Annotated in this window: 22 protein-coding genes and 2 pseudogenes; 13 read left to right on the top strand and 11 right to left on the bottom strand. The window is 55.7% G+C overall.

Translation table 11 applies throughout. The features are described from left to right. Positions 1 to 15: 15 nt before the first annotated feature. Positions 16 to 525: a GNAT family N-acetyltransferase gene (locus BUC26_RS09855; RefSeq protein WP_073375656.1), complete on the top strand. Its 510-nt coding sequence runs from the start codon at positions 16 to 18 to the stop codon at positions 523 to 525. Positions 526 to 1,013: 488 nt separating this feature from the next. On the opposite strand, the gene fdhF is transcribed toward BUC26_RS09855, so the two are convergent. Further along, entirely contained in the window at positions 1,014 to 3,716 is a 2,703-nt protein-coding gene (fdhF, locus tag BUC26_RS24140; RefSeq protein ID WP_143165977.1) for a formate dehydrogenase subunit alpha, read from the bottom strand. Between the two features lie 714 nt (positions 3,717 to 4,430). On the opposite strand from fdhF, the gene BUC26_RS24525 reads away from it, so the two are divergent. The 3 genes and pseudogenes from BUC26_RS24525 (at position 4,431) to BUC26_RS09830 (ending at position 5,730) form a co-directional block, all read left to right on the top strand. After that, positions 4,431 to 4,661 carry a BrnT family toxin gene (locus BUC26_RS24525; protein WP_208609765.1) on the top strand — a complete coding sequence of 77 codons (231 nt, stop codon included), beginning with the start codon at positions 4,431 to 4,433 and terminating at the stop codon, positions 4,659 to 4,661. Beyond that, a pseudogene (locus BUC26_RS24520) lies at positions 4,654 to 4,922 on the top strand (BrnA antitoxin family protein). The gene BUC26_RS24525 and the pseudogene BUC26_RS24520 overlap by 8 nt, the downstream one beginning before the upstream one ends. 157 nt (positions 4,923 to 5,079) lie before the next feature. Further along, positions 5,080 to 5,730, top strand: coding sequence for a glutathione S-transferase family protein (locus BUC26_RS09830; protein ID WP_073375650.1), 651 nt, complete (start codon positions 5,080 to 5,082; stop codon positions 5,728 to 5,730). A 54-nt stretch (positions 5,731 to 5,784) separates the two neighbouring features. Here the strand turns inward: BUC26_RS09830 and BUC26_RS09825 are convergent, their stop codons facing one another. From BUC26_RS09825 to BUC26_RS09810, 4 genes are all read right to left on the bottom strand, one after another. After that, complete coding sequence (locus tag BUC26_RS09825; RefSeq protein WP_073375648.1) at positions 5,785 to 6,828, bottom strand: DUF3300 domain-containing protein; 1,044 nt, start codon at positions 6,826 to 6,828, stop codon at positions 5,785 to 5,787. A gap of 136 nt (positions 6,829 to 6,964) precedes the next feature. Next, the gene (gene tsaA, locus BUC26_RS09820; protein WP_073375646.1) at positions 6,965 to 7,363 is read right to left on the bottom strand and encodes a tRNA (N6-threonylcarbamoyladenosine(37)-N6)-methyltransferase TrmO; all 399 of its coding nucleotides are present in this window, start codon (positions 7,361 to 7,363) and stop codon (positions 6,965 to 6,967) included. Between the two features lie 75 nt (positions 7,364 to 7,438). Continuing rightward, positions 7,439 to 7,645, bottom strand: a complete 207-nt coding sequence (locus tag BUC26_RS09815; RefSeq protein WP_244155829.1) for a twitching motility protein — start codon at positions 7,643 to 7,645, stop codon at positions 7,439 to 7,441. Between the two features lie 90 nt (positions 7,646 to 7,735). Continuing rightward, positions 7,736 to 8,668 carry a carbon-nitrogen hydrolase family protein gene (locus BUC26_RS09810; RefSeq protein ID WP_073375644.1) on the bottom strand — a complete coding sequence of 311 codons (933 nt, stop codon included), beginning with the start codon at positions 8,666 to 8,668 and terminating at the stop codon, positions 7,736 to 7,738. Positions 8,669 to 9,292: 624 nt separating this feature from the next. On the opposite strand from BUC26_RS09810, the gene BUC26_RS09805 reads away from it, so the two are divergent. From BUC26_RS09805 to BUC26_RS09790, 4 genes are read left to right on the top strand one after another with little or no spacing between them, the layout of a single operon-like run. After that, positions 9,293 to 11,545 carry a glucosidase family protein gene (locus tag BUC26_RS09805; protein ID WP_073375642.1) on the top strand — a complete coding sequence of 751 codons (2,253 nt, stop codon included), beginning with the start codon at positions 9,293 to 9,295 and terminating at the stop codon, positions 11,543 to 11,545. Further along, positions 11,542 to 12,822, top strand: a complete 1,281-nt coding sequence (locus BUC26_RS09800; RefSeq protein WP_073375640.1) for a glycosyltransferase — start codon at positions 11,542 to 11,544, stop codon at positions 12,820 to 12,822. Before BUC26_RS09805 ends, BUC26_RS09800 begins: the two co-directional genes overlap by 4 nt. A 2-nt stretch (positions 12,823 to 12,824) precedes the next feature. Then, on the top strand, positions 12,825 to 15,263 hold the full coding sequence (locus BUC26_RS09795) for an endonuclease/exonuclease/phosphatase family protein (RefSeq protein WP_073375638.1): 2,439 nt from the start codon (positions 12,825 to 12,827) through the stop codon (positions 15,261 to 15,263). Next, on the top strand, positions 15,256 to 15,966 hold the full coding sequence (locus tag BUC26_RS09790) for a TVP38/TMEM64 family protein (protein ID WP_073375636.1): 711 nt from the start codon (positions 15,256 to 15,258) through the stop codon (positions 15,964 to 15,966). Before BUC26_RS09795 ends, BUC26_RS09790 begins: the two co-directional genes overlap by 8 nt. Before the next feature lie 220 nt (positions 15,967 to 16,186). Here BUC26_RS09790 and BUC26_RS09785 read toward each other — a convergent pair whose 3' ends face one another. Then, positions 16,187 to 17,728, bottom strand: a complete 1,542-nt coding sequence (locus tag BUC26_RS09785; RefSeq protein ID WP_084540582.1) for a sigma-54-dependent transcriptional regulator — start codon at positions 17,726 to 17,728, stop codon at positions 16,187 to 16,189. A 261-nt stretch (positions 17,729 to 17,989) separates the two neighbouring features. Here BUC26_RS09785 and BUC26_RS09780 point away from each other — a divergent pair, with 261 nt between their 5' ends. After that, the gene (locus tag BUC26_RS09780) at positions 17,990 to 18,580 is read left to right on the top strand and encodes a response regulator (protein ID WP_073375632.1); all 591 of its coding nucleotides are present in this window, start codon (positions 17,990 to 17,992) and stop codon (positions 18,578 to 18,580) included. A gap of 146 nt (positions 18,581 to 18,726) precedes the next feature. Here BUC26_RS09780 and BUC26_RS09775 read toward each other — a convergent pair whose 3' ends face one another. Continuing rightward, positions 18,727 to 19,197: a universal stress protein gene (locus tag BUC26_RS09775; RefSeq protein WP_073375630.1), complete on the bottom strand. Its 471-nt coding sequence runs from the start codon at positions 19,195 to 19,197 to the stop codon at positions 18,727 to 18,729. Positions 19,198 to 19,499: 302 nt separating this feature from the next. Beyond that, on the bottom strand, positions 19,500 to 19,751 hold the full coding sequence (locus BUC26_RS22960; protein WP_143165974.1) for a hypothetical protein: 252 nt from the start codon (positions 19,749 to 19,751) through the stop codon (positions 19,500 to 19,502). Positions 19,752 to 19,922: 171 nt separating this feature from the next. Here BUC26_RS22960 and BUC26_RS09770 point away from each other — a divergent pair, with 171 nt between their 5' ends. From BUC26_RS09770 to sbtM, 3 genes and pseudogenes are all read left to right on the top strand, one after another. Continuing rightward, entirely contained in the window at positions 19,923 to 21,269 is a 1,347-nt protein-coding gene (locus BUC26_RS09770) for a putative sensor domain DACNV-containing protein (protein ID WP_073375628.1), read from the top strand. 257 nt (positions 21,270 to 21,526) lie between these two features. Beyond that, positions 21,527 to 21,628, top strand: a pseudogene (sbtA, locus tag BUC26_RS24515) (SbtA family thio(seleno)oxazole RiPP natural product precursor); the annotation flags it as partial. Between the two features lie 430 nt (positions 21,629 to 22,058). Then, positions 22,059 to 23,615, top strand: coding sequence for a thio(seleno)oxazole modification radical SAM maturase SbtM (gene sbtM / locus BUC26_RS09765; RefSeq protein ID WP_073375626.1), 1,557 nt, complete (start codon positions 22,059 to 22,061; stop codon positions 23,613 to 23,615). 45 nt (positions 23,616 to 23,660) lie between these two features. Here the strand turns inward: sbtM and BUC26_RS09760 are convergent, their stop codons facing one another. The 3 genes from BUC26_RS09760 to BUC26_RS09750 all read right to left on the bottom strand — a co-directional run bounded on the left by BUC26_RS09760 (position 23,661) and on the right by BUC26_RS09750 (position 25,003). Beyond that, positions 23,661 to 24,161: a hypothetical protein gene (locus BUC26_RS09760; RefSeq protein ID WP_073375624.1), complete on the bottom strand. Its 501-nt coding sequence runs from the start codon at positions 24,159 to 24,161 to the stop codon at positions 23,661 to 23,663. An 81-nt stretch (positions 24,162 to 24,242) separates the two neighbouring features. Then, positions 24,243 to 24,461, bottom strand: a complete 219-nt coding sequence (locus BUC26_RS09755; RefSeq protein WP_073375622.1) for a helix-turn-helix domain-containing protein — start codon at positions 24,459 to 24,461, stop codon at positions 24,243 to 24,245. 8 nt (positions 24,462 to 24,469) lie between these two features. Continuing rightward, entirely contained in the window at positions 24,470 to 25,003 is a 534-nt protein-coding gene (locus BUC26_RS09750) for a DUF2975 domain-containing protein (protein ID WP_073375620.1), read from the bottom strand. A gap of 249 nt (positions 25,004 to 25,252) precedes the next feature. Here BUC26_RS09750 and BUC26_RS09745 point away from each other — a divergent pair, with 249 nt between their 5' ends. Next, entirely contained in the window at positions 25,253 to 26,356 is a 1,104-nt protein-coding gene (locus tag BUC26_RS09745; protein WP_073375618.1) for a TPM domain-containing protein, read from the top strand. The last annotated feature ends 460 nt before the right edge of the window (positions 26,357 to 26,816 follow it).

Raw genomic sequence — 26,816 nt, 5'->3', positions numbered from 1 at the left:
ATATGGTTATAAACAATGTCCAACACTGATCTGAAACCAATGATAAGAGAAGCAAAAATTGAAGAAGCAGAAATTTTAACAAACATCTCTTTCAGTTCAAAAGGATATTGGAAATATCCAAAAGAGTATTACGAAGTATGGGCCAAGGAACTGACCATAAGCTCAGACTACGTTCAAAATAACGACGTGTTTGTTTTTGAAACCGATGGAAAGATTATCGGCTATTATTCGATTGTCGAGCTTACCGATGATATAGAAAGATCCGGTATCAAAATAAGCAAGGGTTGCTGGCTCGAGCATATGTTCATTGAGCCTCAGAGCATCGGCAAAGGTATAGGGACAAAAATGTTTGAACATTTACGGGAAAGGTGCACGTCCCGTGGTGTCTGTGAAGTGGGAATTCTTGCCGATCCAAATACCAAGGGTTTCTACCTAAAAATGGGATGTGAATATAAGATGGAGTATCCATCAACTATCAAGAATCGCACAACTCCTTTTCTTCAATTGAAAATCAGGAGGCGCTAACCACCGCATGAGTGGGCGCGGAAAAGCGTCGCTCCTCTAATGCGGAACGTTTAGCACAGCGGATGAATACCAGAATGTTAAAAGCCGTGGCGTGGTTCGAAATTGTAGCGTCGACAGTCCTTCTTGGCTTGCCGGATGGCCCTTTTCGGTGTTTTGCTCCGGCAGGTTAATGGGCCTTGATTGTGAAAGTCGAGCCATATTTGGTTTGAACATGTTTGGCCCCATAGGCATCCTCGCGCTCATTTGTTCAGTATGGTCACTGAAAGCCAAGTCCGTTGCGCCACAGTTTATTTTGTCTTTCGGGCTTATTGCAATTCTGCTCTACTGGCTCTCTCATGCATTTTGACCAACGCCAGCAATCATTGCTTTGCACAAAAGTGGGCCGCTTTGGGGAACTGCAAAACCACTTGAAAAGCCAAGCGTGGTCAAATCTTTATTCTTGACAGCTGAAAATTGTCAAAGATAAAGATTTGTCCCCCACTCGACGGTCAGTTCAAAACAGCGCCACCCGCCTCGATCCGCACTGCGGTAACCTTGTATTCCGGCGTCCCTGTTATAGGATCCCGGTGTGACGAAGTCAACAGGTTGGTCAACGCATCCCGATGATGAAAGGTCATAAAGACCGATCCCGGCTCCGATCGATCGGTGACCTTTGCCTTGACGGAGATAGTGCCGCGGCGTGACGTGATATTGACCCATTGCTGATGCTCGATACCGAGTCTTTCGGCATCAAGGGGATTAATCTCGACCATCTCCTCGGGGACCAGCTCACTGATGCCAAGCGATCGACTGGTCATTGAACCATTGTTGTAATGCTCACGAATTCGACCGGTTATGAGCGTGATAGGATAATCGTCATCCGTCGTTTCACCCGACTCCTGCTGGTCCAGCGCGACAAACTGAGCCTTACCGCCCGGCCTGGAGAAGAGATCGGTATAGAGCGTTGTCGTCCCGGGATGATCATCCGTCGGGCAAGGCCATTGCAGACCACCGTTTTCCAGACGATGATAGTGAATACCGCCATACGCCGGCACCAAACGGGCGATCTCATCCATAATATATGACGGATGTTCGTACGACATGGGGTATCCCATCAAGGTCGATATTCTGCACATTACCTCCCACTCGGCCATGCCGGCCAGCGGCTCGATGGCCTTGCGGACCCGTTGCACACGGCGCTCTCCGTTGGTGAAAGTGCCGTCTTTTTCAGCAAAGCTCGCGCCGGGCAGGATCACGTCGGCATAACGAGTCGTTTCAGTTGGAAAAATATCCTGAACAACCAGGAAATCAACATTTTCCAACGCCTTTCGGATATGCCCTATATCCGGGTCTGTTTGTGCCGGGTCCTCGCCAAGAATGAAAAGTGCCTTAAAGCTGCCCTTGACACATTCGTCGAGCATCTCGACCGATTTGAGACCCGTCCGGTCGGTCAACGGGACCTTCCATTCGCTCTCGAACTTCTTGCGATTGGCCGGATCGGCAACCGGCTGATACCCGGGAAACGTTGCCGGCAGAGGGCCGAGATCGGACGCGCCCTGAACGTTATTTTGGCCGCGCAAAGCCATGATGCCAGTCGACGGCCTCCCGATGTGACCGCAGACCAACGCCAGGTTGGCGATGGCCATCGCGTTCTCGGTGCCGCTTCGATGCTCGGTTACACCTAGGCCGTAAATTATCATCGATTTACCGGCTTGGGAGTAGATACGGGCAGCCTCGACGATTTTATCCCCCTCGACGCCGGTGATGCCCTGCACGCGCTCGAGATCGTATTGCGCAACCTTATTCCGCAATTCGCCGAACTGTTCGGTACGAGCCTCGATAAACACCTTGTTTTCCCACCCCCGTTCAAGGATGACGTTGATCATGCCGTTGAGCAGAGCGATGTTTTTCCCCGGTTTCAGGTTCAGCCACACATCGGCTCTGGCAGCCATCCAGGTCTTGCGCGGATCGGCGACCACCAGTCGGGCACCATTTTGCAAGGCTTTCTTCAGGTATAACGAGACTACCGGATGCGCTTCCGTTGGGTTCGAGCCGAACAGAAAAATCGTATCAAGTTCCGGTATCTGAGCTAGTGAGTTGGTTGCAGCTCCCGCGCCAAGGCTCGTGGCCAGACCGGCCACCGTCGGGGCGTGTCAGACCCGGGCGCAGTTGTCGACGTTGTTCGACCCGATCGCGCAACGCACCCATTTCGACAGCAGGTAGTTCTCTTCATTGGTACAACGCGACGAAGAGAAGGCCCCAGCGGAATCAGGTCCGTGCGCTGCAATTGCCTCCTTGAATTTATCGGCAACCAGTTGCAACGCCTCGTCCCAGCCCACCTCGCGAAAACCGTCCGTGTTACGAATCAAAGGGGTTTTGATACGCTCTTCACTGTGGATGAAATCGTAGCCATATCGTCCTTTGATGCAGAGATTCCCTTGATTGACCGGACCATCGTAGTCCGAAGTTACCTTGACCACCTTGCCGTCTTTGACGTTAAGGAAGAAGCTGCAACCGGTACCACAATACGAGCAGGTAGTACGCACCCTGGTGAGCTCGCTATACCGGCCTTTACCCCGGCTTTTCGTGTCAGTCAAAGCACCGGTGGGGCACGACGAAACACACTGCCCGCAAAACTCGCAGTTTTCTAGCGATCGGGGCTTGCCATAGGCGGTGTTCGGCATTGCGTTGAAGCCCCGCTTGGTCATAGTCAAGGTGCCGGCCATGACAACCTCGTTGCAAATCCTGACACAACGCCCGCACACCACACATTTGTTCGGATCAAAGGTGATGAAGGGATTGTCTTGTCGAAGCGGCAGTCCCCACATGGCGCCCCGGTACTTTCCAGGCCGGATCCCGAACTGATAGGCAAGCTCTTGCAGCAGGCAATCGCCGGTGGCCTCACAGGTCATGCAATCGTTGGGATGGTTGGATAACAGCAGCTCAAGGACGGTTTTACGCAACCGGGTCAAATGGGCATTCGAGGTGGTAACAACCATCCCGTTCTCCGCCGGCGTGGTACATGACGCCAACGGTTTCGGCACCCCTTTTATTTCAACCAGGCAAAGGCGGCAGCCGCCATGAGGAAGCAATCGTTTGTCGTGGCAAAGCGTCGGTACGAATATGTTGTTTTCCCGGCACACCGCAAGAATTGTCTTGCCGGCGGAAAAGCTGAATTCCTTCCCGTCGACGATCATGGAGAGCGTACGAATCACGAAAAACCTCCCGGCTCTTGAGGCTGGAAGAAAAATGCGTAACCTGCCTGTCCCTTTGCCAAAAGGCAGTACATAGCAGGTTCGGGAGGGTTATGCAAAACGCAAACAAAGAGGCCTATTGCCTTACCAAGGATAACCGGTTTTCTCAGCTCAGATTGTTTTCTCCGATGAAAGGGGTCACCCATTAAAAGGCCTCTTGTCAAGGAATAGACTCCTCCGATCAAGGAAAAGGGGATTTTCCTTACGAGAGTATTACTTCCACCTACCGTGTGCATTGTTTGTCCGTTCTTTTCTGCACCCGTGATTTCGGCGATACCGTGTCAGTGGTGAGCCACTGCACCAGTCACCCATCCGGTTCAATGCTGAAGCAGAGATGAGACGAGCGGAACGAAGAAACCCGCGCACAATCTCGTCGTGGAACTCGTCTGCTCTCGGGCCACGCCCCCTGTCCGACGTTTCGGACCCAGAAAACTCGGTACCAACTGTAAATCAGGAAAATCGGTAGCCGCGCTGTTCCAGTTCCTTATCTAGGTCATCCAGCAGGATGTCAGCCAACAGTGGTGAAAGAGTGGGCTGCTCTGGGGAACTGGAAAACCACTTGAAAAATGTGCATATTAATTCCAGACTCAATGTATGGATTCGATATACAAAAAAATATTGAGCCAATGTGACGGTTTTGAGCGGGATGACGGAATTGTAAATAAAAATTGACTGAGACATAAAGTCAGCTCTGCGGAGTGCGAACAGGTATTTTTCAATAGACCTTTAGCAATCCAAGATGACCCAAAAAAATCAGAGGCAGAAAAAAGATTCTATACACTCGGAAGAACCGATTCTAAACGAAACCTCTTCATTGCATTTACTGTGAGAGGCAAGGCGATTCGTATCATTTCAGCAAGAGACATGAGTCGTAAAGAAAGGGACGTATATAGTAATGAGTAAGCAAATACCAAAATTTAAAAGTGAAGATGAAGAAAGAGAATTTTGGGAAAATCATGATTCTACTGACTACATTAACTGGAGCAAAGCTGAGAAAATCACATTTTCAAACCTCAAGCCTTCAGTTAAAAAAAAGCTCTACGTCTTCCGGAAACTATGATTGAAGAACTCAAACTTCTAGCAAACAAAAGGGATGTTCCATATCAATATCTTTTAAAGATATTTCTTGCTGAACGTATAGAAAAAGAACTTAGCGCACGCTAATAACGCACAAGGATCATTAGTAATAAATCTGACACAAAAGAATTAGGAGGGTGGTTTTATCGCCATCCCACCTACACCACCCGACATTCGAGTCCACACCAAGCGGTTCCCAGAGCTACCGAGTCGTAGCCGGGTAATGCATCTGTAGGAGGGATCTTTGAAGCTCATAATAGGGAATAAAAATTACTCGTCGTGGTCGCTGAGAGCATGGTTGCTGCTGTCGGTCCACGAACTCCCTTTTGAAGAAGTGCGGATTGCCTTGGGTCAGGACGACACCTCCGCCTTGCTTGTCCGGTACACGGAAGCGGGGAAAGTGCCGGTCCTTCTGGACGATGATCTGACTGTTTGGGATTCGATGGCTATTTGTGAGTACGTTTCAGAACAATACCTGAGTGGTGACGGGTGGCCGAGTGCCGCTCGGGCCCGCGCGGAAGCGAGATCTTGCAGCGCTGAAATGCACTCCGGTTTCCCGGAGATCCGGGGCCAATTACCGATGAACTGCCGGGCGACCGGGCGTAAGGTTCCTCTCAATGCTGCCCTTGAGAAGGAGTTGGCCCGGATGGATCGAATATGGTCGAGGTGCCGGGACACGTATGCAGGTGCCGGTCCTTGGCTGTTCGGTGGGTTCTCCATTGCCGATTGCATGTTCGCTCCGGTTGCGTCGAGGTTTCAAACCTACGGGATCGAGCTATCGAAGACAGCTGCGCACTACATGGATTTTGTGCTGGATAATGAAAAAGTGCGGCAGTGGATCGAGCAGGCTGGCGCGGAGCCCGAAATCATCGAGATGGCCGAGGCCGGGGTATAACCGGGCAATGCAGGAACCCATCGATCACCCGTTTGAACGTCTTTACTCGCGCTGCTATCGTCCTCTACGGTTCAGCCGGTCTAATAGCGGCTTATTCATCCGGTCTCCCTCGGCATAGCCTTCACGTGACACGGGCTGACTGCGGTCAACGATCGGCGAACGAACCCTCACCTCCGGAGCAGACCTGCGGGGCGGCTCGAAGTACCGAGACTGGTCACGCATGCCCCGTGTCGATGATGGTTGTCGGTAATATCGTTCGGCGGTCCGATGGTCACGGTAGACGATACCGCGACGATGCCGTGGCGAGTGGTACCAGGGGTCCGGATCAGGTGCCCAGCGATGATATCTGATAAATCTCGATGGGCGGTAGGTATCGAAATAGATGTAGCGGCGTTGCCAATCGAACTGACTCCAGCGGTTCAAAGCAAACTCAAAGGATATACCCGGCCAGTAGGTTATTCCCCTTCCGACCCTGAGACCTGAAGGAATCCAATAATACGGGGGGTAGGCCGGATACCGCCAGCTCCCGTAGATGTGATAGGGATTGTAGTACGGGACATAGATGATCCGCGGATCAGACGGCTCAATGCTGATCGTCTCCCGTTCGACAACCACCTGATGCCGGGTGGTGGTATTGAGATTCCCCTCGGCGTAGGCCCGGGCGCGGAGTTCCTGAACGGTGTCCATGACATCTTCCTCCTGGGCCAGGAAGGCATTGCCCAGGTCGGTGGTTTGCGCGATGCGCTCACTCATCAGGTTCAGGACTGTTGGAAAATGGCACAGGGCCTTGACGCTTGGTTCCCAATCCAGGTGCAGGAGGGCATTATCGAGCGCATCGCCGCTCAGTGAGGGATTGTTTTTCAGCCAGCGCTCGGCCTCTATCACCTCGATCGGATAAGTCGATGCCATCAGGATCTGCGACAGAAGCGCATCGGGATAGAGCGCTATCGGGGCGAGCATCTGAGTGAGTTCTTCCCGACTGAACGGGGCGGGAGGATCCATCGCCGCATCTTCTTGAGCTACCGCTGCGGCTGCCAAACAGAAGATTGCCAACATCAGAGCAAGCGCCGCTCCGAATCGTTTTGCTGCTTTCATCATAACCGTAAAAACCTCCCGACTTCTCCGACTCTCCCCGTCGATAACCCGATGGTTACACTATAATGACGGAAAGCCGGGCCTGCCGGAAAAACATGACGACGCCGGGTCGCAATCATGCCGGTGGAACGCCGGCGCTTCAGGGATCGATCTTCTTCTTGATATCAATGATGGGCGTACCATCCAGGACATCGAGACCGGTCACCTGCAGACGATTTCCGTCCCGGGCGATCACCTTGAGCTCGGAAAGCGCGATCGGGTTTGGCCGCACCGGGCTGCGGGTGGCAAAGACGCCACGCAAACCGCGGGATCGATCGCCACGCGGATACACCTTGAGCCGGTCGCGGTCGGCCAGATGCAGCCAAAACAAGACGACGACGGTCTGGCCGGCACCGATGCCGTCCAGACCGTCGCCATAGCGCGGGTATATCTCCAGCGTGCCGCTGCGATCCGATTCACTGTAGTTTTTCGGGGCGTCGTCACGAGTGGTGATGTCACCGTGCACCACCCCGATCGGGGTAACAATAACGTCATCCATCAGCCATCTCCATGGCTCTCGGTTTTATAACTCGGCAACACCAAAGGTGAGCATGAAAAATCAGGACTCTCCTGCTCACTCGTCTTCGAAATCGAGCATGCCCATCAGTTCCTCCTGGAACTGCTCGTCGTGCATCAATTTATGGACGATCGCCTGACACAGGGCGCCGCTCAGTCCCTGATGATCGGCAGAGGCGACTTCAACGGAGATTTCGCCGTTTTCGTCGGCGCCGAGGATGATAGCTGACTGATGCTGATGCAAGGTAATTGACTGATTATCCACGCTATTCTCCTGAATAAAAGTAACGGCACAGAGGACTTTTTCGGTTATCGGGGGACGCCGCAGCCGCCAAATCCTCTCCTCATGCTCTACTCAACTGCCTTCTCGGCGGACGATCAATTGGAATACATCCGGCCGATCATAGTGGCCGACCGGATCAAAGTCCAGCGCCGTCCGGGTCAAGGCCCCGAGATCGAGGTCAGCGAGCAGCATGCCCTCCTCACCCAGCAGCGGGCCCGCCACATAGTCGCCATACGGGTCGATGATGCAACTGCCGCCGGGGCACATTACCTCGGGCTGCGAGTCCAGTTCGGAGCGATATTCGAGGTCGTCGGGATACATGCTCTTTTCCACGTACTGGTTGCAGGCCAGCACGAAACAACGCCCCTCAACGGCGATATGGCGCATGGTGCTCTGCCAGACCTCGCGAAAATCAGCGGTCGGTGCCAGATAGATTCGCACTCCCTGCTGATACATTGCGGCCCGGGCCAGCACCATATAGTTTTCCCAGCAGATCAGGCCGCCGACCCGACCGAAGGGGGTGTCGATAACGGTCAACGTCGAACCGTCGCCCTCTCCCCAGATCAGCCGTTCCGAGCCGGTCGGCTTGAGTTTCCGGTGCTTGCCGAGCAGCGTCCCGTCGGGACCGAAGTAGAGCAGCGTGCAATACAGGGTCCGGTTGATGTGGTCTCGTTCGGTCACCCCGATCGTCACGTAGACACCGGCTTCAGCAGCGGCCGCGCCGATGTGCTCGGTCTCCGGCCCGGGCACGACCACCGAATTATCGAAGTATCGCTGCCAGTCCCGGCGCCCCGCCTCGGTTCGACTGCCGACCAGAAAACCGAAACTGAGGCCGCGGGGATAAGCGGGAATGAAGACCTCGGGAAAGACGATCAATTGCGCTCCCCGGGCGGCAGCCTGCCCGATCAACTCCACCGTCTTCGTTACCGTCGCCGGTCCGTTCATAATAACCGGGGCCGCTTGCATAACCGCAACTTTCATCGTCAGCTGTTCGATTTTGTGCATCGTCGTCCTCCTTGTATCCAGTGGTCAGACTCAATGAGCTAGCTTTGATTACGCGATCAACATACCGCCGGCGGTGGTCGTCGCTGAACCGGAGAGAGAGACCAGGGTAACCGGCCCGACCATTCAACTCGACGGTACTCTTTAGGGAATCTTGAACGAAATTCCGAATTTTTCAAGCTCCCTTTTACTATAGCGTGCCGCCCGGCGATCAACGAGCAAAACCGTGACTCGATAACGGAAAACATCGTCCGGTATGGTTCTTGAAGTATACAAGCAGAAGACATCGACACTCTTCGGCAGCAGACCGGGAGGATTGTCAAGAAAACAATAATGACAAGAGGTTAGCACCAGCGACATGCGCCATGCCCCGATTTATCATGATCGATTAAATCCAATGACATCAGAGCAGTCCAGAAAAACCGGACTTATCGTATCTGATGCATTCCACCCAACCACTCAAACAAAAGGGAACCTTGAAAAATTGTCATTTCTTCCAATCTCATGGTTGCGTAATCAATTTTTATCCTCGGAATATCATGTATATGCCTACGGCAAAATTTCCTTGCGCGCCTCGATCTTGAACGAAATTCCGATTTTTCCAAGCTCCCCAAAAGGAGGAAGGAGATGCTGAGACGACTCTTTCCCTGGAGATTTCTGCTCAGACTGGCAGCAAAGCGTTTTCAGGTTATCGACCCGCTCATGGTAGCCGCCCGCATCAGGAGTTTCGCCCAGCCTTCCGAGGTCCAGGAACCCATAGAACTCCTGCGCGCCGGCATTGTTTTTCATGCCCGGGGCCTGCTCAATACCAAGGCTATCCAGCACAATCTCGACTGGGTCTGGCCGTATTGGGTGGAGAGGCAATTCAACCCGGATGACAGCTCGTTCATCCCTCGCGCCTTTTCGTTCTCCCATATCAATCTCACCCATCGCAACTGGACGGCGATCGGTCTGCCCGATCTGCCGCTCTATCCGATCGTCGATCCGCGGGGCCTGGTGACACCGTTGTACGACGGCTGGTCACTCGACTGCTGGTTCATCGAAGATCAGGGGGTGGTGCTCTGCCCATCGCGAATGGACTCGGTCGATCAATATCTGATAGACGACAGCAGCCGCGCCGTCGTGACTCGGGCCCAAGCCGGGAACACGACCCTGACGACGAAGGCGTCCCTGTCGATCACCGACGGTCAGCCAACCCTACACCTGTCGGCGGATGCCGAATCAACAGGCAGCGGCTGGCTGATCTTCTCACTGCGGCCTTATAACCCGGAAGGGGTTCAATTCATAGAACGTGCGGCACTTCTTGAGAAGGAAGACGGCTGGCTGGTCAATGACGAGGTGGTCATCCGTCTGCACGCCCCACCCAATAAATATCTCTTTTCCGATTACCGGTCAGGCGACGTTTTTTTTCATCTCGATCAGCAGCAGAGCGCCAGTGCCAAGACCTGTCGAATCGGCATGGTGACCGCAGCGGCCTGTTATCGGGTCGAACCAGGTAAAACAAGGCCCGACTACCAGCTCGACCTGGCCCTGCCGGAACCTACCGGCCAGGACAACCGGGCCGTGACGACCAGCTGGCCTGAGGCGCAAAAGAACACGGCCCAATTGCAGATTCCCGACCGACATCTGCAATTCCTGCACGATACCGCAGTCCGTACATTGATCCATCTTTCCGCCGGGGACGTCATACCCGGACCGTATACCTATAATCGTTTCTGGTTTCGAGACGCCTGCTTCATGCTCAACGCCCTACTGACCATCGGCCTCAAAGAGCGGTGCCGACGTCACCTCGATACCTTTGCCGACCACCAAACTCCGACCGGTTTCTTCCATTCCCAGGACGGTGAATGGGATTCCAACGGCCAGGTGCTCTGGTTCCTCAACCGTTTCCGGCTGCTCGCCGGCGATCTCTTCAACCCTGACTGGCTTGACCCGTTGCGCCGCGGCGCTGATTGGATTGCGACCAAGCGGCGGCAGGAAAACGGCGATGAGCGGACCAGAGGGCTCCTGCCACCCGGTTTTAGTGCCGAACATTTCGGTCCCAATGATTACTATTATTGGGATGACTTGTGGGCCGTTGCCGGACTACAGGCGGCAGCCGACACCTTGGCCGCCATGAATCGCGGCAAGGAGGCCGCCGCCGTCGGCGAAGAAGCCGCTGCCATGAGAGATGATGTGTGGCGCAGTATCCGACTGGTTACCGCAGAGAAAGCGAACCGGGCACTGCCGATTTCGCCGAACCGGCGCCTGGATTCCGGAGCCATCGGCTGTCTGGTCGCCGATTATCCATTACAGTTGCTGCCTGCCGGCGAGCAACAAATGATGGCTACCGCCGATTATCTTTTTGCCAATTGTCTCAAAAACGGTTGTTTCTTCCAGGACATGATCCACTCCGGCAACAATATCTACATGACGCTGGAACTTGCCCAGGTCTACCTCCGGGCGGGAGATGACCGGTTCCGCCCGCTCCTCGAGGCAGCTGCATTGCTCGCCTCACCGACCGGCCAGTGGCCGGAGGCCATTCACCCGCTCACCGGCGGCGGTTGCATGGGAGACGGTCAACACGGCTGGGCCGCGGCGGAATGGCTGATGCTGCTGCGCAACATGTTTATCATGGAGGAAGATCAATCACTGGTCATCGGTCGCGGCGTGCTGCCTCACTGGTTAACGACCGGGCAACCGATCTCCTACGGCCCGACGCTGACGCCGTATGGCAGCGTCAGCGTTGCACTGACCGGAAACGGACAAACCACCGACGTCACCGTAACCGGTGACTGGCAGCCGCACCGACCGCAGACCATCAGCATCGAGCTACCGGGACATAACCCCGCGCTGCTAAACCCTTCCGATACGAGTTGCACCATAGCGAGAAAAACATGAAAATCAGCATGTTCACCAACACCTATCTCCCACATGTCGGGGGTGTGGCTCGTTCGGTATCGACCTTTGCCGACGAACTTAGAAACCGTGGACATCGTGTCCAGGTTATCGCACCGACCTTTGCCGACACTCCGGCAGAAGACGACAAGACCGTTGTCCGGGTACCGGCGATCCAGCACTTCAACGGCAGCGATTTCTCCGTGCGCATTCCGTTACCGGGTATTATCAGCGAAGCACTCTCCGATTTTGCCCCGGACATCATCCACAGCCATCACCCCTTTCTGCTTGGCGATGCCGCGCTCCGCCTGGCACGCACCATGGAACTGCCGCTGGTTTTTACACACCATACGCTCTATGAGCAATACACCCACTATGTTCCGCTTGATTCCCCGGCCTTGAAACGATTCGTCATCGAATTGGCAACAGGCTATGCCAATCTGTGCAACCGGGTGGTCGCCCCAAGTTCTTCCGTGAAAGACCTGCTCTTGAAGCGGGGGGTAAAGTCCACTATTACCGTCCTTGCCACCGGCATCGACATCGATCTTTTCTCCCGGGGATATGGTCGGCGATGCCGCCAACGACACGGTATCAGCGACCAAACGATAATAATCGGACATGTCGGCAGGCTGGCCCGGGAAAAAAACCTGCCGTACCTGGCAAAGGCCGTGGCCACTGTCGTCCAGCAGCGCGAAGGAGTCTGTTTCCTCGTTGTCGGATCGGGTGATGCCGAACAGGAAATCAAGACTATTTTCAATGAGAGAGGCTGCGTAGAGCGGCTGGTCATGGCGGGCCGTCTGACCGGTGAGCAGTTGGCCGACGCCTATGCGGCCATGGATCTCTTCGCCTTCGCTTCACGTTCCGAAACCCAGGGGCTCGTCCTGGCGGAAGCGATGGCCGCCTCGACTCCCGTCGTTGCATTGAAGGCCTCAGGCGTCGAGGACGTGGTTCGACACCACGTCAACGGCCTGGTACTTGGTGCTGACTCATCCTCGGACGCGTTTGCCGGCGCGCTCAGTGCCCTGCTCGACGACAGCGACCAGCTGGCATCCTTGCGCCGCGCTGCCCGCACAACCGCACCCCAATTTTCGAAAGAGAGCTGTACCGATCGTCTGGTCGACTTGTACCGGGAAACGATCGGCAACGGCCACCGCCCCCACCATACCGACCGTGATTTCTTCGATTCAGTACGGCTGGCAATCAGAGCGGAGTGGGAACTCTTCCAGGAGAAAACGAAAGCCGCCCTCACGTCGTTGGTTGAGAGCGAGGATCAGGCATAACGGTGTTTACCGAATTCGGCAGAAAATGGCGCTCCTTGCGCCGGACGCTGAGCCCCGGCGAATGGGCGGCCCGGCACATCAGACCGGAATCTGGCGACGACCACGAACTGAACGTCAACACCCCCGGTATCCTGATGATCCAGATTGACGGTCTGAGCTATCGGCAGTTGCAGCGGGCACTTGCAAAAAAGCGCCTGCCCTTTCTCAGTCGCCTGCTCCGGCAAGATCATTTTGTCCTCAAAGAATTTTACTCAGGACTGCCGTCGGCAACGCCCGCCGTCCAGGCTGAACTCTTTTTCGGTGAAAAGAGCGTTGTTCCGGCCTTCATGTATTACGACCGCAGCGGACAGCAGGAAAAGACCATGTTCGACCCCCGGGCGGTCGATGACGTAGCCCGCACGCTGGAAAAACGTAGCAATGGGCTGCTGCGCGGCGGCAGTTCCTACGCAAACATCTTTTCCGGCGGAGCTGATGAAGCGCCGTTCTGCATCCAATCGATGCAACTGCGATCCATCTTTCGCGGCTTCAGCATCCACACCATCCTCTGGTTCGTAGCGGTTAACCTGGGCAAGATCGCGCGTATCATCGGCCTGAGCGCGCTCGAAACCGGCCTGGCCATCAGCGATTTCTGCGTCGGCGTCTATCGCCGCAGAAACCCGTTCAAAGAATTGAAATTCATTTTTTCGCGAATCGGGGTCTGCATCGTGCTTCGGGAATTGGTGCGGCTCCATGTGAAAATAGACATCGCCCGCGGCCTTCCGATTATCCACGCGAATTTCATCGGTTACGACGAACACGCCCATCGTCGGGGGCCCGGCTCTGCTTTTGCGCTGTGGACTCTCAAGGGTATCGACGGCACCATCAGAGATCTTGTCCACACGGCCAGGAGGTCGGAAAAAAGGGATTATCGGATTTTCATCTACTCCGACCACGGCCAGGAGGCCTGTCTAGCTTATGAACGGAAAGCCGGCAGGACCATCCACCAGGCCGTGGCCGCCGTTTTCCGCCACGGCCCCCTGCAACGCTTCGATGTCGCCGAACCGGAACCGGCAATCATTCCGCACATCAGCCTGCAGCAACGCAGCAGCGGCTTGCTCCGCCGACTTGCCGAACAGGCAGACGGCGCCGGAAAACGGCAGGACCCGAACACGGACAGGATCCACCTGGCCGCGATGGGCCCCCTCGGCCATGTCTACCTCCCCGAACGCCCCGATGCATCAGCAATGCAGTACTATGCCGACGAGTTGGTGAAGACGGCCGCTGTGCCGCTCGTTTTGTATCGACGCGGCGACCGGATCATCTGCGTGGCACCGGCGGGTTCCGGGGAATTAGCGACGATGGCGCCCCAGGCATTCGGTCAGGAGCACCCCTTCCTGGCAGAGGTAACCCGCGACATGGAAACAATCTGTCGTCACGAAAACAGTGGCGACTTCATCATTTCCGGCTGGCGACCGGATCACCGCTCACTGAGTTTCGCCGCTGAAAACGGTTCGCACGGCGGCCCCGGCAGCACGGAGACCAAGGGCTTTCTGATACTGCCCGACACGCTTACCAGCGAAGAACAGCTCTCGTTTCGACCACTCGACCTCCGGCATGTGGTCAGCGACATCCGGAATCAACGGTTGCCGGTACCGCTGTCCGCTGCCCGTGCAGCAAATGAAGCACCGGAGATTTTTACCGTACTGTCCTACAATATCCATCATTGCCGCGGTCTGGACGGTAAACTCTTCCCCACTCGTATCGCCCGGGTTATCGATCGCCAAGCTCCCGATCTGGTGGCCCTGCAGGAAGTGGATAAAAACATGAGGCGTACCGATCACCTCGATCAGGCCGCCGAGATCGGCCAACTCCTGGGCATGGAGCACCGGTTCCTGCCACTGCTCCGCGACCAGACAGGCGAATATGGCCTGGCGGTGCTCAGCCGCTTCCCGCTGACGGCCACTCATTACACGCCGCTGCCGCAGCTGCCGGTCAACGGACGGACGGAGCCCCGCGGCATCATCCGGGTAACGATCGCGACCAGGCACGGACCGGTGCACCTGTGCAATACCCATTTGAGCATCAACAGAAAAGAACGGCTCGCCCAGATGCGTTATCTTGTCGATCAATATCTCCCCGGCGAGATTCCTGCATCGGATCCGGTAATCGTCTGCGGCGATCTCAACGCCTCACTGCTGTCTCCGGCTTACCGGCTTCTGTCGACCAAACTCCTCGACGCTCACCGGGTATCTGCAACCGAATCGCCGAAACCGACATTCATCGCCTCGTATCCACTGGTTCGACTCGATCATATCTTTGCCTCCCGACACCTTGCTCCGGTCAAAGGGCAGGTAATTCGTGAAGGGGAGTGTAGCTTCGCTTCCGATCATCTGCCGGTGGTCAGCACCTTCCTCTACGATCCGGTCCAATCGGACGGCCATCGGAGAAACAACCATGGATGATCGATCAACGCGCCGGATCGTCGTCGCCCGAATCAGAGTAATCGTTCTGGTCATCATTTTTCTCGCCTTGCTCGCCGTTGCCATCTATGCCGTGATCAATCACGAACCGGTCACGGTCCTGAAGAACTATCTGGAAAACCGGGTCCATCCGGCACTCTTTATCCTGCTGATGGCCGTTCTTCCGATAGGTGGCGTACCAATTTCCATATTCCTGGTACTGGTCGGCATGAGATTCGGCATCGTCGTCGGTGTTGTGCTGGCAGCGGTAACCATGCTCTTTCACCTAAGCGTTACCTACTATCTCGTCCACTCGTTTCTGCGTGTGTGGATCACCGGCTTGCTGCAACGTTTTCACATCCCGGTTCCGGAATTGCAGATAATGTCGAACAAACGCTACGCCATCGTTTTCATGCTCGTCCCCGGCCTTCCCTACATGGTCAAAAACAACCTTCTCGCGTTGACCGGGATGCCCCTTGTCCCCTTCCTGCTCATCGGCTGGCTCAGCCAATACCTCACCAGTATCCCGTTTATCATTTTCGGCGGCGCCGTCATGGAGATGGATTATTCCGTCCTGGCCCTGGCACTTGTCTTGATTCTGACTGGCTTCCTTCTCCAGCGCTTTATCCGCGACAACCTGCCGGCATCGGTAAAGCGGCTGCTCTCCGGAGCCGAGGCCGAAGACCGTAACGATCCCGACGTTTGACCAGGCACCGATGCCCGGTATTGCACTGAAAGTTTTGATATTACAATCGGTTCCCCGAGCTGGCCGGTCCTGCCAGGGGCTGCATCGCGAAGGCCCGGAGGGCTGGAGGATCGAGCCCGAAGGGCTGCGGACAGGATGTCCATGATAGGAACAGGGGGGACAGGTTAAGACTTGTCCCGCCGTTGATTGAAAGTAACCGGTTTTCAAGAGAACGGATGGTCTACAGGGATGGATTATCCTGCGGCGACCGACCGGTGAGACCATATTTGTTGAGCAGATCGTAGAGGCGTGAGCGCGAAATGCCGGCCAGTGCGCAACTTTTTTTTATATCACCACCGGTAACGCGCAGGAGCCGGGTCAGGTACGTCTTCTCCTGCAGCGCAACGGCCCGCTCCCGGACCTCTTTGAGCGTCGGCAGGTGCTCATCATCGCCCGCCGACAACGAAGGGGGCGGCAGGTCATCCGGGCCGGCGGACTGCTCCTGGCTCAATTTCTTCCGGGTTACCTGGATTCTGATGCCTGATGGCAGATGCTTCGGGTAGAGCGTCGGGCTTTCCTGCGCCTCGGTCATAGAGCGCTCGATGGCGTGCTGTAACTCACGGACATTGCCGGGCCAATCATAGGCTGTCAGCAGCATCAGGTAATCGGGCGAAAATGTTTTCTTCTTGAGTTTCTGCCGTCGACAAAAGCTATCCCGGCAATAATACGCCAACTCGGCAATATCGCTGCGGCGCAGCCGCAGCGGCGGCAACTCCAGGTAAAAGGTTTTCAGACGAAAGAGCAGGTCTTCGCGGAAACTGCCCGCCTCGACCATGGCATTGAGATTCCTGTTGGAGGCGGCAATGAGCCGGAAATCGCTTTTCTGCTCGCTCGATGCGCCGACCGGCAGATACGTACGTTCCTGAATAACGCGCAGCAATTTTTTCTGGGACGACAGCGGCAGTTCGCCGATCTCGTCAAGAAACAGGGTGCCGCCGTGGGATTGCTGGATCAGACCTTGCTGGGCTCGATCCGCACCGGTAAACGACCCCTTGGTATGACCGAACAAGGTGCTTTCGATCAGCGATGGGGCCAGGGCCGCGCAATCGACAACCGTCAGTTCATGGTCGGCCCGGGAACTCAGGCTGTGGATGGCCGAGGCAAAGAGTTCCTTGCCGGTTCCCGATTCACCGTAAATCAGGATATTCCCCTCGGTCTGGGCAATCCGCACCGCCTGATCAACACAATTCTGCATAATGGCGCTCCGGCCGATAATGCCGCGACGCGCCAGCTGCGAGCGAATGACCTGCAAACTGTCCGTTGCTTCGGTGGCCTTGTTACGACGATATTTGAGCGCGCGTTTGAGGACGGTGGCCAGCGCCTCAGCCGGCAAGGGATCGACCAGATATTCCCAGACTCCCGCTTTCAAGGCGTGCTCCGCCTGGTCGACCTGTCCGGTCTCGGAAAAAATGATGATCTCGGGCGAGTCGGTAACGGCCTGAAATTCGGCAATGGCAAAGCTTGCCGGTCCGTCGGTCAACTCATCGCGCAGAATCATAATGTCAAATGAACACTCGGTGCATGTCTCGAGACCGTCATGAACGGAGGCGGCATAGCTGATGGATGCATCGCCGTCGGCCACTACTTTCTGCAGCGGGGCCAGCAACGACTGATCGTTGTCTATCAGCAGAATGGAAAAACCGCTTTTCGCTTCCATGTTCAGGTCGGGGGTGAGAGAAGAGACATGACCGATTCCCTTTGAGCCAACCGGTACCAATGCCATATTTTACTTGATTACGGCAGGATGGCAACGATAATAGTCTTCGCTCGTGGCCAACACCCTGCGTTGGCGCGAAAAAAATGCACACCGGTCATTTCGGTAACGGCTTACTCATTGCCGCCGGATAAGCACCGGCGCCAGACAAAACTGATTGCGCTTTTGTCTACAATTGCATCCTTTTTGCATAAACCGGGTTAAAGATACCCGCTGACCGGGCACACATCCCGAGTCTGCCATATTAACTCCAGCCCAGAGCACGTAGTCATGGAAAACCTGGCAATTCTGATCGTTGAAAGCAACCCCACGGATAGTCACCTGATCAAGGACTATCTCTTCCGCGCACCGCTGAAGGCTGGGATAATCGATAGAGCAGAATCGTTGCACGCCGCGTTGGAACGTCTCGCACAGACCGCCTACGATGTGATTCTGGTCAACCTGATACTCAGCGACAGCAACGGTTTGGAAACCATCCGCAGTATCGCCAATGGTGCACCGGAAGCGGCAATTATCGTTATCTCGGAAGGTGACAACCATGCTCTGGCAAGCAAGAGTGTCCGCTTCGGCGCCCAGGATCATTTGGAGAAGCAGCACATCTCGCCGATCATGCTGCACAAATCCCTGCACTACGCCATTGAACGACGAACCATGCTCCAAGAAAGGGAGGATGTCCTCAACGATCTGGGCACGGCCCTGGAAAAACTCGACTCACTGGAAAACATCCTGCCATTTTGTGTAAATTGCCGGAAAATACGTAACGCTGCAGGTCAATGGCTTGATCTGGAAGAATATATCAATGAGCAGGATCGTCGCGGAGGAAATCGACTGATCTGTCCGATCTGCCGACAAAACTTCTGACACCGGCCCACCGCTCGTGCCGCCACGATCGCTCCGTCACCGACGAGCAGGGAGCGCCCGCAACTCAGTGAGAAGAGCCAACGTCCAGCGACGGTGGACGCAGTCCTCTCCGGCAGGACACCCCCCGACAGCCCCGCCGGACATCATCAACCGTTTTGATCCTGGTAGGGAACGACAAGGGTCGGTACCGGTGCATGCCGGATCACCGATTCGGCAACGGACCCAAGCATCAGGTGAGAAAGCCCCTGACGGCCGTGGGTCGCCATGACGATCAAATCGACGCCGTTGTCACGGGCAAAATCAAGAATCACTGTTTTGGCCGTTCCCGTTGTCACATGAATAGCCGTCTCCACCTCCTCGGGAACATTATCGGCAACCGTCTTGGCCAAGGCCTCTCGGGCCGCGTCAACCAATTGTTGCTCATATACAGGCAGGTCGAATGCCGGCAAGGTCGTTCCGGCCAGTCCGATCTCCGCCATCGTCGGCACCCGCTGAACAACCTGCAAGGCGTGAATCTTCGCGCCGAACTGTTGTGCCAACAGAACTGCCTTGGCCAGTGCCTTCAGGGCGGACTCACTGGCATCGGTCGGCCAGAGAATGGTCTTGATTGTTTCCATAGATACCTCCTTGACTGGATGGAGTAGATGGATACTCGATAACAGGCGAGTTCAACCGGTGTGATCATTCGCCACTGATCGACGGTCCAGGACCGGTACGTATCATTCACCGATGGTTGTTACGGTCGGGGGACCGGTCGCTGTCCCGTCGCGGGTCGCTCTTTTGCGCAGGTTTCCGTCGAGGAGATTGGCGTTCGGTAGGCACGGATAGCGTATCGTTTTTCTCTTTCACAATGGTTTCAAGATGCTGAAACGTTCTGTCCAACACCGATTCGACTGTTGTATCTTTCATCACGATCCCCCTATTCGGCAATAGATGCAACGAGACAGCAGCGGGCAAACCGCTGCTTGGTCATTTCTTTACAATTCTTGTGCCAAGGAGGCTCTTGAGAACCATTTTGTTTCAACAGCGCTCCTTTCTCTTCGATATTCAAAACAAAACGGGTATGATTGCTGTATCGAACCCTTTCGCTGCCGCTGCCGCTGATACGTGCCATCGGGGGCGAAAAGCAAACTTCAGACGAGCCTTTTGCAAAACTTCGATTTTCGTTCAAAATCAAGGCATGCGAGAAATTTTACCGCAGGCATATACATGATATTCCGAGGATAAAATTTTGAGCATAACGCAGATTTTGGGCGAAAAGATTGTTTTGCAAATGGCTCAGACGACGACCAGCAGCACCTTCACTCGCTTTTGACTATCATATTCTCTTAGCAAAACGACCATGGACAATCGGGCTTACCAGATCAGCAAATCGTTTCTTGAGACTCTTTACGAGCGACTGACCGGCTCCACCGAAGCAATCGTTCCCGACGACAATCTGAGCGACGTCTTTTTGCGCGGCGACACCCCTTCCCGGGAGCATTTGGCGGAGATGATCAACGTCGCCCACTGGGCGAGTTACACCACCGAGGAAGGACATCCGGTTATCGTCTCGCTGATCTATCGCGAATTGCCCAGCACCAACGACGCCTTCCATTTCGATATCCCGTTGGATTTTTGCGACAAGACGCTCGGCAAACTCGGACCAGCATTGACGTCACCCCATGCCGATATCGCCGTCTGGCCAGATGGCTCGGGGCAACTCAAAATCTGGGGATTTACCAGTATCCCGGACGAAACAACGATCAAATCAGACCTGTGGGTCCAGATTCTCGGACCGGGTCGGATCCTCATCATGTACAGCGGCCGGGCTGTCGCGGCACTGAGTGCCAATCAGGCGGTTTTTATCGACCCCCGGAGCTTCCTCCACTCGATCATGCCAAAAATCGTTGCCCAGGCGAAGGCTAGCGACATTACCCTGACCAACCTTTTCCGCTACAACGCCATTCTGAAAATCGCCCAGCAGATGCGCCTGCACGGTCGAGGCGGCACTGTCCTGATCGTGCCTGCCGGCAAAAGCTGGGAAAAATCGATCGCCACACCGGTCAAATACACCGGCGGCACCGATTTTCTCGATGCCGAAGCGATGGTGCCGACTCCATCGCGCACCGAATTGGCCGACGCGGAAAACCTGACCAGAATCGTCAGCGAGATGAACCTGACCCTGAAAAAGGACTGGCTGCAAAACTGGCAGCAGGTCCAGCGGCAGTGTTCGCGCATCGCCCGTCTGACCGCAGTGGATGGCGCCCTGGTTATGACCTTCGATCGCTACGTCCATTGTTTCGGCGCCAAGATCAAAGCACTCGACCCACGTAGCGCCGCCGGCGAGTTAAGCGTCATTGAACCGTTTGAGAACCGGCCGGTGACGAGGCGGTCGTTTTCCGATCTCAGCGGCACCCGCCATCTCTCCGCCGCCCAATTCGCTTTCGATCAGCCGGAGGCCCTTGTCATCGTCGCCTCTCAGGATGGCAACGTGACCTTTTTCACCAAAACCTCGGACGGCAAGGGAATACTCACCGTACAACAGGCGGAAATGGCCCTGCTTCATGAAGGACTTGGCAGTCTGGCCTGGAATCTCTCCTTTTTTTCCGAGATGGGCTGGCTCGAGAAAGGGGTCGGCAAAAACGAAAAGGGCTACCTGGCCGGGGTGCTCGCCTGGATGCGCAACGCTTTTCGCAAAGACGGGTGAAACACCGGACTGCCGGCAATCCATGCCCGTTGCCAGACAGACGCAGCCATCCGTCCCGATATTTATTTTTTAGCTTTTTCAATCGGTCAGGCACACGCATTGTCCCCCGTCATCGGATGCCAATGAGAATCATTCATCTATTTGCTTGAGAGGAATGGTGGAACACGGTATGGTCTGGTGTAGTTGGTCACAAATGTGACCAGATCTTGTGAGGACTCCAGCTTGTTCCTCGCACAACTTTTTTCAAGGGAGGGTGTATGAAAAAAGAGATGAAAAAACTGTTGGCCGGCCTCGGCGTCGCAGGCCTGCTCAGCACCGGCGGCATAGGACTGCCCGGTGCCATGGCTGCCGGCAGCGGATGAGGGGCCAAACCCAGTGCCGGCGGCACTGAAGAAACCAAACCGGCAGCAGGAAGCGGCTGAAGCGGCCAATCCGGTGCCGGGAGCACCGAGGCCGTAACGCCACCCGTAGAAGGAGCGGCTCAAGAAACCCCGCCCGCAGCGGGCAGCGGCTGAAGCGGCAGTAAAGACAGCGCCGGGAGCGCTGACGAACAGCCGATCGAAGAGCCGCAACAAGATAAAACCAAAAAAAGCGGCTGAAGCGGTTGATTAATCGTGCGGTCGCACGACTCCATGCCGAGGTTCGCTGCCCGCATCCGGGAGCGAACCTCGATTTCATTTTCAGGGAACCTTGTTCTTGAACGAAATTCCGATTTTTTCAAGCTCCTCTACAGCCGTGCAGTTCTTCAAAAGAGGACCGACCCGGTGAGCTTCTTCGCAGACATCAGCCATGGACCCTGAACTGCATTCCATCTATCCGGTCAGCAGCTACCTGTTGCCACAGGGTTTTGCAGGGTGTCCGGCGGCAACGCTGCCGGAGCTGCTCCGGGAGCATCCGGAACTCTGCACTCATGCACCGTTTCTTGCCGATCTTGCGACGATCGAACGGGCGGTCCACCAACTGAACCTCGCCCCGATCGAACCACTGGCCCCGGTGACTGAATTGACAGTTCGCCCGGAGGTCAAGTTGTTCGAGGTCGACTGGACGGCCCTTCCCGAACTGCTCGCAGGCCAAGACACCAGCCCCCGACAGCGCCGCTCCCTGGTCCTGATCGTACCGCCGGTTACCGGACGACCGGCGCGGGCGCTGAGTCCGACCGACCACCAGCTGTTGGCTTTGAAAATTGCCGCCGAACAGCTCGACCACCGAACAGTGGCACGCCAGGGCGGCGTCTCTGTCCAGCTGGTAGATCGGTTGGTGGTTGAAGCGGTCCATTCCGGATTGCTGCTGGCCCCCACTTCACGCATCACCAGACCACCATCCTTTTATACCGAGCCGCCTCGTTTTCCGAACCGACTGCGTGCCGAAGTATTTACCCTGCAATGGCATATCACCCAGGCCTGCGACCTGCATTGCCGCCATTGCTATGATCGCAGCAGCAGGCAGGCTGTAACCGCCGAACAGGGAAACCGCGTCCTCGATCAATTTTCTGCGTTCTGCAAAGGCCACCACGTCGACGGGCAGGTATCGTTCAGCGGCGGCAATCCTCTGCTGCACCCCCGTTTCTTCGAATTCTACACCGCTGCTGCCGAGCGTGGCCTGATGACCGCGATCCTCGGCAATCCGACCGACCGGTCGACCCTGCAGGCTGTCAAAAAGATCCAGGTGCCCGAGTTTTACCAGGTCAGCCTGGAGGGACTGCGGGAGCACAACGACTACATCCGGGGTACCGGTCATTTCGACCGGACACTCGCTTTCCTTGAACTGGCCCGGGAGTTGAACGTCTATACGATGGTCATGCTGACCCTGACCCGGGACAATCTGGACCAGGTATTGCCGCTGGCCGAACAGCTCCGGGGCCGGGTCGACCTGTTTACCTTCAACCGGTTGGCAATGATGGGCGAAGGCGCCGCGCTGGCCGCACCGCCCATCGACCGTTACGAATCGTTTCTCGAAAACTATCTCGAGGCGGCGGCGACCAATCCGATCATGAGCACCAAGGACAGCCTGTTCAATATCATCCTGGAAAGGCAGGGTCGGCCGGTCCGGGGAGGCTGTGCCGGCTTCGGCTGCGGGGCCGCCTTCAATTTCGTCGCACTGCTGCCCGACGGCGAGATCCACGCCTGCCGCAAGCTTCCGTCGCTGCTCGGCAACCTCTACCAACACTCATTGGCCGAAATCTACCTCAGTCCGCTGGCCGAGCGATACCGTGAAGGGAGCAGCGCCTGTCGATCGTGCCGGTTGCGCCCGGTCTGCCGCGGCTGTCCGGCAGTGGTCTCCGGCCTGGGGCAAGACATTTTCAAAGAGTGCGATCCGTATTGCTTTATCACATCAAGCTCTCCATAAGTGAGGCCGACGCCCCGATCAAAGCCTACCCCGGTGCCCCTTGCATCAATTTTGCCGGAGGATGATACCGGCCTTCAACAGCGCTCCCTGTTCCTGACGGGCGCTCATCTCGATCGTCGCTTGCCCGCCGGACACGCCGAATAATTCCTGCAGCGCATCCATATCTTCCATGGTGGCCCAGCGCTGTGAATCCGGGCTGAAGGCTATCGAGGTGCTGCTCACCAGGACAAAGACGTCCTGTTTGAATACCAGTATATTGTCTGAACTGACGGTTTCGGCGAACGGGGCGTCCAGACTCAAGTGCACCGGCAGGCGATGTCCGGCCGGAATCTTCAGGATGAGCGGTTCTTCAAGCTCGCCCTGCTGCTTGATTTTCTCCAGCTGCGCCAGCTGATTTCCGGGAGCAGCAAGATCGATGACCGTGACTCCGTCAAGGGAGCGCGTCTCTATCCCGGAATGACGACTGCAACTGCTCAACAAAACGGCTCCGGCGAGCACCAGGCCCCACGCCATCATCATGGCCGGAAAGAAAATAGTGTTCTTCATGTGATTTGGTCTCCTTTATACCAATTTTTCAAGGTTCACTTGTGTTGTGGAAAAGCTGAACCGATACGGTCCGGAAGATTCTTACTGCCGGCGCTCCTCATCGACATATTCCAGAAGATCGCCCGGCTGACACTGCAGGTGACGACAGAGGGCCTCCAGGGTCGAGAGCCTGATGGCCTTGGCTTTGCCGGTCTTCAGGATCGACAGATTTTGCACCGTTATACCGATCATCTGGGCAAGCTCGTTCGATCTGATTTTCCGTTTCGCCAACATGACATCAATGTTGATCCTGATGGCCATCGAATCTCCTACACCGTCAAGTCCACTTCAGTCTGCAACCGCTCACCGTCTTCCATGACGGCGGCAATCACCGCGAGCATTCCGCCGACGACCAGGGCGGTCAGGTCGGCCGACTGGAGTGTGACTTCCACGACCCGTTGCCCGGGCGGATTGTTCATCGTCAGCACGACGGAGAGCAGCGGTGTGACCAGTACACCGGCAAAGGCCCACAGCACCAGCGTCCGGGATAGATGTTTGAAACATCGCACATTTTCCGCCTGGAAGAAAATTCCCTTCTGATAGAGCTTGAACAAACGGATCAATACCCACAGGCCATACATGACGACGATCCCCTTGATCATCGAAACGGCGAACCCGAGCACCCGGGTCAACGGCGAAACACCGCCGACAATAGCGTAGGATCGCGGCCGCAGCCAATCTGCCGGGAGATGCTCAAAAAACAGCCACACAGCCCCGTGTGCAACCGGCACAAGGACCAGCAAAATAGTGAGCAACACCACATAGCAGCGGCTGGTACGGGCAATCTTATGATACTGGTTCATCGTCTTTTCTCCGCCATATCCGTCCCGACTCACGCCACGAGTCGGCAGCAGTTCGGCAGGCACGGCCCCACGGGGCAAGGGCGCACGGTTGTCGTCAAAAATCGGAACGCATGGTAATTATGGCCGATAATCGTTCATTAATTATTGTTTGTCAATCATTTTTTATTGCTTATCGAACAACTGATTTATCATGGCAAAAAGGGCCGGACTTCTTCTTGATCATGTCTCAATTCTGTGGCACGCTTACATATGGAAACCTTGAAAGATTGTCATTTCGTCCCATCTCATCGTTGCCAGACCCGGCGGTGTTCCATCACGGTCAATGACATCCTGCGACAGACACACTGGGCCTGCCTGCTGCTGATCTTCTGCATCGCAGCCTCCTGCACCGGTGCCGATGATCGCGAGTTTCTCGACGATCAGGCAAATCTCCTGAACAAAGAGTCCGGGCAACGCATCATCACCTACCACCGCGCCCTGCTGACGGATTTCGATATTCACTGTAAACTTGTCACCCTCGCCCGCCCGAGCCAGGACATCAATGGTGCTGCGATCGAGCTTTTCGACAATCTCGGCGCCTCGACGGGACAGGCCCGCGGTCTGCTCTTTCTCGTCGACCCGCTCGGCGAGCAGGTACGCATCGAAGTCGGATACGACCTCGAGCACATCTTTCCCGACGCTTTCGTCGGCCACATCGAACGCCGCCAAATGGTTCCCTTTTTTCAGCGGGGGCTGGTCGGAGCCGGAATCGAGGCAACCGAGGAATTATTCATCACCCGAATCCAGCGATCTTCTGCCGGGCAACCGTTCGACGCCGCGGTCGAACTTGGCGCCATCGGTCATTACTCGGGCGGAGGCGGCGCCCGGCAACAGGTTGTTATCGGTTCGGAAGAACTCGCCAACCAGCCTTCCACAACCGATCCGGATAACTACCAGCCCGGAGCCTCACCGGAACAGAGCCTGGCCGTCTACCGGCAGGTCTTGCTTGATAAAGTAAAAGATCCGAACCTGCCCCTCTACACCCCGCAAACACGAAAGTTCCTGTCGGCCTGGGTGGTCACCGACGCCCAGCAAGACAACGCCCTCCGCAGTCTTAGGGATGCGACGATCGACCAGGTGCTCGTTTCCGGCAGTCGGGCGGTCATCCGCTTTCCACTGCCGCATCGAACCCACCCACCTTATTTATTAAAAAATAATGGGCAGGGCTGGGAAATCGATTTTGCCACGATGAACCAAGTCATCCGTATGAACCACCGAAACATGTGGCATTTCACTACGCAAGAGCACCCGTATAGGTTCGGCTTTACCGATTGGAACTTCGATAATCACGGTTTCCCGGTTGCCGAACCCTGAGTTGCAGCAATCCCCACCCCGGATCACGCCTCCTCCCTGCACAATCTGCGTTCATCACTTGCTAACGGGAGCCCCTTGTGCTGCTCGCGCAACGTTCTCCCGACAAAGAACTTCTTTTCAAACGGGTCGACCACTCTTGGCAAAACGCCCGCAGGAGAAAAACAGATACTTTTATTATTGACTTCAATTCTGCTTATTGATATTCTGGTCATACCAGTATTTATTGATTAATAACTGTTTTAATGTAATTTAATCTTGGTATGTCCAATTAAATTACAGAGCAAGTAGCCGGTTCTTCCTGCAGATGGGCCCCTTGTCGCCACAGGGAGCGATACGCTATCATACTGTATCCTCCCCGCAGGCAAGCCCCGGAGACAGCCCACCAGAGACGACCCGTACGGCGCGCCTGTATACAGAACCACGCGACAGGCAATTAAGAACACGAAGATCATGGAGGAAC

The organism is Desulfofustis glycolicus DSM 9705 (genome assembly GCF_900130015.1).
GTDB lineage: Bacteria > Desulfobacterota > Desulfobulbia > Desulfobulbales > Desulfocapsaceae > Desulfofustis > Desulfofustis glycolicus.
Note: the sequence above shows the minus strand (reverse complement) of the source record. Positions and strands in the feature narration are given on the sequence as shown.